8 protein-coding genes are annotated in these 8740 nt (G+C 58.0%); all 8 read left to right on the top strand.

Annotation, left to right across the window (positions count from 1 at the left end):
* The coding region (locus tag ABWP92_RS14885) for a hypothetical protein (RefSeq protein ID WP_353236179.1) at window positions 1-214 on the top strand (214 nt) is incomplete at its 5' end.
* A 298-nt stretch (window positions 215-512) separates the two neighbouring features.
* A complete protein-coding gene (locus tag ABWP92_RS14890) occupies window positions 513-1952 on the top strand; it encodes a UbiA family prenyltransferase (protein ID WP_353236180.1) in 1440 nt (479 codons plus the stop codon).
* Window positions 1940-3238, top strand: a complete 1299-nt coding sequence (locus tag ABWP92_RS14895; protein ID WP_353236181.1) for an FAD-binding oxidoreductase — start codon at window positions 1940-1942, stop codon at window positions 3236-3238. The genes ABWP92_RS14890 and ABWP92_RS14895 overlap by 13 nt, the downstream gene beginning before the upstream one ends.
* A gap of 3 nt (window positions 3239-3241) precedes the next feature.
* Window positions 3242-3994, top strand: a complete 753-nt coding sequence (locus tag ABWP92_RS14900; protein ID WP_353236182.1) for an SDR family NAD(P)-dependent oxidoreductase — start codon at window positions 3242-3244, stop codon at window positions 3992-3994.
* Window positions 3991-6084, top strand: a complete 2094-nt coding sequence (locus ABWP92_RS14905) for a hypothetical protein (protein WP_353236183.1) — start codon at window positions 3991-3993, stop codon at window positions 6082-6084. Before ABWP92_RS14900 ends, ABWP92_RS14905 begins: the two co-directional genes overlap by 4 nt.
* A gap of 11 nt (window positions 6085-6095) precedes the next feature.
* Window positions 6096-7034: an NAD-dependent epimerase/dehydratase family protein gene (locus ABWP92_RS14910; RefSeq protein ID WP_353236184.1), complete on the top strand. Its 939-nt coding sequence runs from the start codon at window positions 6096-6098 to the stop codon at window positions 7032-7034.
* A gap of 1 nt (window position 7035) precedes the next feature.
* Window positions 7036-8337 (top strand): NAD(P)/FAD-dependent oxidoreductase, encoded by a 1302-nt coding sequence (locus tag ABWP92_RS14915; RefSeq protein WP_353236185.1) that lies wholly within the window; start codon window positions 7036-7038, stop codon window positions 8335-8337.
* Entirely contained in the window at window positions 8334-8735 is a 402-nt protein-coding gene (locus ABWP92_RS14920; RefSeq protein WP_353236186.1) for a GtrA family protein, read from the top strand. Before ABWP92_RS14915 ends, ABWP92_RS14920 begins: the two co-directional genes overlap by 4 nt.
* Window positions 8736-8740 lie beyond the last annotated feature (5 nt).

The raw sequence follows: 8740 nt of genomic DNA on the forward strand, positions 1-8740 counted from the left end.
GCCGCACCAGACGACAAGCCCCAGAACAGAAATGTTCTGGGGCTTTTTCGTTTTCCTGGTGCTGGTGATGATTGCGGGTGTAATCATGATTACCGTTTGGGGCGCCCACCGGCACGGTGAAGCGATTGAAAAAAATAGGCGCGTGAATCTTGGGTGCGGCCCTTGCCGCCCGGATGTGCCGGCCATTACCTTCTCGTCCAATCCACTGCGTTGACGATCATGTCCATGGCATGAATCTGCAGCGCCTGCGCATCATTCAGCGGGTTCTCCAGCGCGCGGACTGGCCGGGGCGTGCAGGCAAGCCTATATGATCGCCTTTGTGAAACCGTCGGCACGATGTTGATGGGCCCGCCGGCCTGTATCTCCGGATCTCCATGCTCCTCGGGCTGTCCAACGCGTTGCCCGCGCTGACCGAACGGGCGCTACCGCACGGGTTGGCACGCGCACTCGCGAGGTGTCGCGGTTGCCTGGGTCAATGACTGTTTTTGCATGATGTTTACAGAGAGCGTTTTGTGACTAGCATTCCTTTGGTTGTCGATTTGGACGGAACTCTGATCCATACGGACATGTTGCATGAGACCGCGCTCAAGGCGGCGCGCAATGCGCCGCTCTCCATGTTTTCCATGCCCGGGTGGCTGGCGCAAGGCAAGGCCGCCTTGAAGAAGCAGCTTGCGGGCCGCTCGCATGTGGATCCGGCATTGCTCCCCTACAACGAGGAATTGATCAACTGGTTGCAGCAAGAGAAGGCGCAAGGGCGCCGGATCGTCCTGTGCACGGCTTCTGACCAGGGTATCGCGGAGTCCATCGCCCGGCATCTCAAGCTGTTCGACGATGTGCTGGCGAGTGATGGCGCCATGAACATGGCCGGGCGGAACAAGGCAAGGATTCTTGCCGATCGTTACGGCGTTCGGCAGTTCGACTATGTTGGTAATTCATCCGCGGATCTTGCCGTCTGGCAGGTGTCGCGCAAGGCTGTTGTCGTCAACGCTTCGGATGGCGTTCTCGTGCAGGCGCAGCAGCTTGGCAATGTGCAGTGCGCGTTTCCTGCCAGATCCGTCGGCCTCGAGGGTGTGGCGAGGATGCTCAGAGTGCACCAATGGCTGAAGAATCTGCTGTTGTTCATCCCGTTGCTGGCCGCGCATGAGTGGTTCAATGTCGAGGCGATGGAGCAGTTGCTCGTGGCCTTTTTCTCTTTCAATCTCTGCGCGTCTTCGGTCTATATCGCCAATGATCTGCTGGATCTCGACAGCGATCGAATGCATCCGCGCAAACGCAATCGCCCCTTTGCGTCGGGGCTGGTTCCGGTCTGGTATGGAGTGGCTGTCGCGCCGTTGTTGCTCGTTGTCAGCGCGGTGCTGGCGGCTTGGGTAGGGTGGGCGTTCCTGGCCTGGCTGGCGGTTTATTTCGCGCTCACGTGTGCGTACTCCTGGACGCTTAAACGACTTATCCTGGTGGACTGCCTTACGCTGGCGCTTCTGTATACGCTGCGCATCGTCGCAGGCGCTGCGGCGATTCAAATGGGCCTGTCCTTCTGGCTGCTTGCTTTTTCGGTGTTCCTGTTTCTATCCCTCGCGTTCGTCAAGCGGTATGCTGAAATCGAGCTGCAGGTTCTCTCCGGCAAGGAGAAGCTGCATGGGCGTGGCTATCTCACCACCGATGCTCCGTTGATTCAAACCATGGGAATTACCGCAGGCTATTCGTCCGTGCTTGTGTTGGCGTTGTACCTGAACAGTGACGCAGTATCCAAGTTATACGCGTCTGTCGAGATCGTCTGGGTTGCCGTTCCCGTGATGATTTTCTGGGTCAGCTGGATGTGGATGCAGGCCCACAGGGGCAATATGCATGACGATCCCCTGGTGTTTGCCATGAAGGACAGGACCAGTCTGGCGGCGGGCCTGGTTTTTGCCGGGGTGCTTGCGGCAGGGACGACGGGTGTTTCATGGGCATGGTGAATTCATGGGGCCGTTTGGGAAAGCCCGAGCATCGCCTGGTGCCATTGGCGCATGGACGCGATGTGGGCTCGTCGATCGCGGGATCGACGCCGGCCATCGCATTTGGCAACGGGCGCAGTTATGGCGACGTATGCCTGAATCCCGGTGGCACGCTCTGGATGACCAGGGGGCTGGATCATCTGCTGGATTTCGATCCGTCAACGGGCCTTTTGAAGTGTGAGGCGGGCGTGCTGTTGCGGGATATTCAGCGTTTGCTGGCCCCGCGTGGCTGGATGCTGCCGGTGACGCCGGGCACGCAATTGGTGACGGTGGGGGGGGCGATTGCGAATGATGTCCACGGAAAGAATCATCATGTTTTCGGATCCTTCGGGGATTCCGTTCGTCATATCCGGTTGATCCGTTCAGACGGTGAAATCGTGGAATGCGGGCCGGATCTTCGCGCGGACTGGTTTGCCGCTACCGTGGGAGGGCTTGGACTGACCGGGATCATTGCCGAAGCGTGGATCCAGTTGCGACCTGTCGAAGGCCCATGGATGGATACGGAGTCCATTCCTTACTCCGATGTTTCCGAGTTCCTGAGCTTGTCCGACCGTTCCGAGCAGGAGTGGGAGCACACGGTATCGTGGATTGACTGCATTGGCGGCTCCGCCGGGCGTGGCATTTTCATGCGCGCAAATCATTCCTCGTTGAAAAATGCGCAGGAGTTGGACAAGGGCAGCCGCCGCATGCCGGTGGAGCCTCCCATCTCGCTGGTCAACAACTGGAGCCTCAGGGTGTTCAACGCACTGTACTTCCATGCGAACAAGTGGAAGTCGGGCCCCGGGGTGGCTCACTACGAGAAGTTCTTCTATCCGCTCGATAATCTGCTGGAGTGGAACAAGATGTATGGGCCGCGAGGCTTCTACCAATACCAGTGCGTCATTCCGCGCGCATCGGGACAGGATGCCGTGGAACGGATGCTGCGCGAGATATCGCGCTCTGCGGAGGGGTCGTTTCTGGCCGTTCTCAAGACGTTCGGTGATCGGCCCGCGCCGGGCATGTTGAGTTTTCCCATGCCAGGCATCACCTTGGCTCTCGACTTTCCCAATCGGGGAGTCCGCACGGAGGCCTTGTTCAGGAGGCTGGATTCGATCGTCAGGGAGGCGGGGGGGCGGATCTACATGGCCAAGGATGCGCGTATGCCAAGAGATATCTTCGAGGCGGGATATCCTCGCTTCCGCGAGTTTCTGGCATTCCGGGATAAGGGAATAAGTTCGGCGATGTCTCGCCGTCTGATGGGAAGCTGAATAGTGAGCAAGAATTCAAGAATCGCCCTGATTGGCGCTACCTCTTCCATGGCGGAGCATTGCGCCCGTATCTGGGCGCAATCCATGCCAGAGGAAATGATTCTGGTGGGACGCGATCAAGTCCGGCTGGATGCGATGGCAGGAGACCTGAAGGTCCGCACGCCGGGCACGGCCATTCGAGTCATCGTGATGGACTTCTCGAATGCGCAGGCAATCAGCGCTCTTGCGCAAGATATTTGTGGCGCGCGCCCCTTGGATATCGTGCTTATCGCCCATGGGACGCTTCCAGACCAAAAACTCTGCCAGCAGGACCTGGCGGCCAATGAGGCTGGCCTGCTTGTGAATGGCGTATCTCCGGTGCTGTTCGCCGAGGCCTTTGCGTCTCGAATGGAGAAGCAGGACTCCGGCGCGATTGCCGTCATTGGCTCGGTGGCGGGCGACCGTGGCCGCAAGTCCAATTATGTGTATGGATCCGCCAAGGGGTTGGTCACGCGTTATGTGCAAGGCATGCAGCATCGGTTTGCCGCAACCGGGCTCAAGGTCGTTTTGATCAAGCCGGGGCCGACCGACACCCCGATGACATCCGGCTTCAAGCAGAAGGGCGCCAGGCTGGCCTCCGTGGAGGAGGTCTCGAAATCCATCGTGCAGGGGATCGCTTCGGGGAAGGATGTGGTTTACGCCCCTGGTAAATGGGCGCTCATCATGATGATCATTCGCCACTTGCCGAAGTTTGTCTTCAACAAGATGGATATATGAAGTCTTTTCGTGACGGGAATCACCTGACTGGATGGCTGTGCATCTTCGCAATTCTGATGCTTGGCCTTGCCGCCTGGGGTGGGTTCAGGAACTATTCTCCAATCCCATTCTGGGATATGTGGAATGGCGTGTACGCCTTCATATTCGGACTCCAGGATGGTGATTATTCATCGTGGTGGGGTCAACATAACGAGCACAGAATCGTCCTGGCCAGGATCTTCTTCTGGCTTGACTACGAGTTCTTCGGGCTCAAGGCGGTTTCGCTCTTCGTATTGAATTACGTATTTGCAGCCCTCTCAGCGATTCTGTTCGCATGCTTTGTGTCGGCTATCGCCATGGAACGGGCCAAGCCACGGAATTCTGCGTTGATGCTTTCGCTGTTTGTCTTTGGATGGCTGTTCCTCTGGACGCAACAGGAGAATTTCACCTGGGGGTTCCAATCCCAGTTCTTCCTGGTTCAACTGATTCCGCTTGGTGTTTTTTATTGCCTGGCGGCAGCCAGCGCGGAGCATTCCGGAAAATACTTCTTTGGGGCGTGCATACTGGGAGTGCTATCCGCGGGAACCATGGCCAATGGCGTGGTCGCGTTGCCGTTGGCATTCCTCATGACATGCCTTTTGCCATTTTCATGGGGAAAGCGGCTGATATTCCTCGCGTTGGCCGTGATCATCCCGGTGTGCTATTTCCACGGATATGTGCAGCCACCGGGGCATGGCTCACTGACGAAAACGCTGGCAGCCGATCCGGTCGGGGTCTTGCGCTACTCGCTGATCTATCTTGGAAGTCCGTTCTACGTCATCGCAAAGAAGTCAGGGTCCGCGCTTCTGATCGCGGAGGTGTTTGGCGGCATTCTTGTCCTTGGGTCCGTGGCCGTCGCGGTGTTGTGGTGCGCGGGCAGGAGGAAATCCCCCTACGTTGCCGGCCTCTTGTTCTTCATTCTGTTCATTGGCGGCACCGCGGTTGGAACGGCTGGCGGGCGTTTGATCTTTGGCCTCGCCCAGGCTGCTTCGGAGCGATATACGACGCCCGCGGTGATGGCATGGGCTGCGTTGTTGATTGCCTGCTATGCCTATGTGAATGGCTTCACTTCACGCTCCCCGCGATTCCTGGGGGCGCTCGTCATCGTGGTATTGCTGGCCTTGGTCCTTTACCAATCCAGATCCGTTCGATTGAACCATCAGGTCATGTTCAACCGGGAGATCGGCGCGCTGGCCGCTACGTTGGGTGTTGATGATCCTCTTTATGTCAGGCAACTTTTCTCGGACTCCGGTTATGTATTGAGCCTGACCGACAGGGCATTGCGTCGACATATCGGGTTTGTGAACTATTTCCCATTTGCCGGTGTGGCCGATGGTGTCGGCGGCAAGGTGGGCACGTTTCCTGAAAACACCTGCCAGGGCGTTGTCGATGAACTGGAGCTGTTGCCCGGAAAAGGGGAGTTCCTGCGCATGACGGGATCGGCGCTCAACACCCGCCTGCAAACTGTTCCCCGGAAGTTTTCAGTCATCGATGAGAGCAATGTGGTGATTGGATATGTTCTCACCGGGAATCCACGCAAGGACCTGGGCAGGAGTCATGGGAGCTTTGCACGGCGCGCCGGGTTCAAGGGCTACGTCAAGGGTTTCGCGCAAGGGCGGCAGGTACGCCTGGTGGCGTCGGATGGGAGTTGCTCCATCACGCTCGATCTGCCCCGGTTGTTTTTCGAGCGTATGGACGGAGTAGACCGCCAGGCGTACACGATTCAAACCGAGGCCCTGGTTTCCAGCAGAAATTTCAACGGCACGTCCAATGTTCCGGCCGAATCCGCGCCTGAAGCGACGATCTACAGTTCCTATGTGAAAGGTGATTCCGATCTTGGCCATATCAAGCTGCGGGTCAGGAATGGCGATGTCCTGATGTATAGAACCGGGCCGGTTTCAAGCCGCCAGCTGTTGAAAAGCGAGATCGGTACTGCTTCGCTGCCGCAATCCACGGACTGGTCCATGCTTCGTTTCATGGGGTTTCCCGATGATGCGATGCACGACGTCACGTTGGAAGATGCGGGCGATGCATGGGGTGAATGGGCCGCAGTGGCGCTGCGGAACCAATAACTGGAGCAAATATGTTGAACGGAAAAATCGTGCTGCCGGGTGGTGCGGGATTGGTGGGGCAGAACCTTGTCGCCCGGCTTCTGCGCAGGGGCTGCAAAAATATCGTGGTTCTGGACAAGCATCGCCACAACATCCAGGTTCTCAGGAACATGCACCCGGAATTGACGGTCGAATATGCGGACCTGTCCAGGAGCGGCCCGTGGGAGGAGCACTTCAAGGGCGCGGATTCGGTGGTGATGCTGCAGGCGCAGATCGGCGGTATCGACTATCAGGAATTCGTGGACAACAACGTGGAATCCACGCGCCTGATCCTGAACGCGATTCAACGCCACTCCGTGCCTTATCTGGTGCATATCAGCTCGTCGGTCGTCGAATCGGTGGCGGATGATTTCTACACGAGAAGCAAGATTGCCCAGGAGAAGATGGTGCTTGAAAGCGGCATACCCTGCCCGGTGCTTCGACCCACGCTCATGTTCGGCTGGTTTGACCGCAAGCACCTGGGATGGCTTTCACGCTTCATGCAGAAGGTGCCGGTCTTTCCCGTTCCCGGAAACGGCAGGTTCATGCGGCAGCCGCTTTATGTGGGGGATTTCTGCGATGTGATCGTCAGCTGCCTCGAAAACAGGCGAGGCCCTGGCGTCTACAACATCTCGGGACATGAAAAGATCGACTACATCGATATCATCCGAGAGATCAGGAAGGCGACGCGATCTTCCACGGCCATTGTCTGCATTCCCTACTGGTTGTTTCATGCCTTGCTGGCGACGTGGGCCGTGTTTGACAGGAACCCGCCTTTCACGACGCAGCAATTGGCGGCGCTGGTTGCCAAGGATGAATTCGAGGTCATTGATTGGCCGGGAATATTTGGTGTGAAGGCGACCTCGTTCGCCCAGGCGGTTGACGAGACGTTCAATGATCCCCAATACAGCAAAGTGGCGCTGGAGTTCTGAGATGGCAGGCACACGCAAGAAGCGCATAGCGGTGTTGGGCGCGGGGCCGATGGGCCTGGCCGTGGCGTATCAGCTCAGCCTCGATGGTCATCGGCCCGTGGTCTTCGAGGCCGATGATCGCGTCGGAGGGATGACGGCCTCGTTTGATTTCAATGGATTGGAGATCGAGCGCTATTACCATTTCCATTGCATCTCGGATACCGCGTTCCTGCAGGTGCTGGATGAGCTGGGATTGGCCGGCAAGATGCGCTGGGTCGAGACCAGGATGGGATATTGGTACCGTAACCAGCTTCAGCCCTGGGGCAATCCATGGGCGTTGCTGAAGTTTCGCGGGCTTGGCCCGATCGGTAAGCTCCGTTATGGCTTGCATGCATTCCTCTCGACAAAGCGCGATGACTGGAAGCCTTTGGACAATGTCGAGGCAACGGGCTGGATCAGGCGCTGGGTGGGAGCGGAGGCTTATGAAGTCATGTGGCGCCGGCTCTTCGAGCTGAAGTTCTATGACTATACGTACGGCCTGTCGGCAGCATGGATCTGGAGCCGCATCCGCCGGATCGGACGCTCGAGGTACAGCATGTTCCGGGAAAAACTCGGTTATCTGGAAGGGGGATCTTCGACGCTGCTCAACGGCATGAAGCAGGCGATCGAGTCCGCGGGCGGGGAGATCCGGCTGTCATGGCCGGTCCGCAAGGTCGTCATCGAGGGCGGCAAGGTCGTGGGCGTGCAGGGTGCGGCCGGTGAGACAGAACTGTTCGATACCGTGATCAGCACCGTGCCTCTGCCCTATGTTCCGCGCCTGATGCCGGACCTCCCGAAAGACGTGCTGGAGAAGTTTGGCGCGCTCAAGAACATTGCCGTCGTGTGCGTCATCGCGAAGTTGAGGAAGGCGGTGACGGAGAACTTCTGGCTCAACACGAATGATCCGGAAATGGATATCCCCGGAATCGTGGAGTACACCAACCTGCGCCCGTTGAAGGAGCATGTCGTGTATGTGCCTTTCTACATGCCGGGAGAGCATCCGAAATACGCCGAGCCCGACGATGTCTTCATCGGGAAGGTGCGCATGTACCTGAAGAAAATCAATCCTGCTCTGGCGGATGAGGACTTCATTGATATACGGGCCAGCCGCTATCGCCATGCGCAGCCCATCTGCGATCCCGGTTATCTTTCGCATCTGCCACCGGTGTCCCTGCCCATCGAGGGACTGCACGTCGCGGACACGTCGTACTACTATCCGGAAGATCGCGGCATTTCCGAGAGCATCGGTTTTGGCCGCAAGATGGCGAAGGATGCAACCGCATGATGCGGCAATTCAAGTCCAGGCAATTCCTGGTCTTCCTGCTGACCGGGGGCTTTGCCGCGCTCGTCAATTTCGGCAGCCGCATCGTATACAACCAGTGGGTGGGTTTCCCGGTCGCTGTGGTGCTGGCCTACGTGACGGGCATGATCACGGCATTCGTGCTGGCCAAGCTGTTCGTGTTCAAGGACACCAGGCAGGATGTGATGCGATCGGCGATGTGGTTCACCGCCGTCAATCTGCTGGCCATCGCCCAGACGTGGGCGATCAGCATGGCGCTTGCCTACTATGTGCTGCCTGCCCTGCATGTGGAGCAGTTCCGTGAAGCCATTGCGCATGCCGTGGGTGTGATGATCCCGGTGTTTACAAGCTACCTGGGGCACAAGCATTTTTCATTCAGGTAGGTCGA

This window comes from Diaphorobacter ruginosibacter, from assembly GCF_040396215.1.
Lineage (GTDB): Bacteria > Pseudomonadota > Gammaproteobacteria > Burkholderiales > Burkholderiaceae_C > Diaphorobacter_A > Diaphorobacter_A ruginosibacter_A.

Bases quoted from the DNA above. Each gene is read 5' to 3' on its own strand.
- ABWP92_RS14905 (WP_353236183.1), top strand. From the start codon at position 3,991: ATGAAGTCTTTTCGTGACGGGAATCACCTGACTGGATGGCTGTGCATC.
- ABWP92_RS14910 (WP_353236184.1), top strand. From the start codon at position 6,096: ATGTTGAACGGAAAAATCGTGCTGCCGGGTGGTGCGGGATTGGTGGGG.
- ABWP92_RS14895 (WP_353236181.1), top strand. From the start codon at position 1,940: ATGGGCATGGTGAATTCATGGGGCCGTTTGGGAAAGCCCGAGCATCGC.
- ABWP92_RS14920 (WP_353236186.1), top strand. From the start codon at position 8,334: ATGATGCGGCAATTCAAGTCCAGGCAATTCCTGGTCTTCCTGCTGACC.
- ABWP92_RS14915 (WP_353236185.1), top strand. From the start codon at position 7,036: ATGGCAGGCACACGCAAGAAGCGCATAGCGGTGTTGGGCGCGGGGCCG.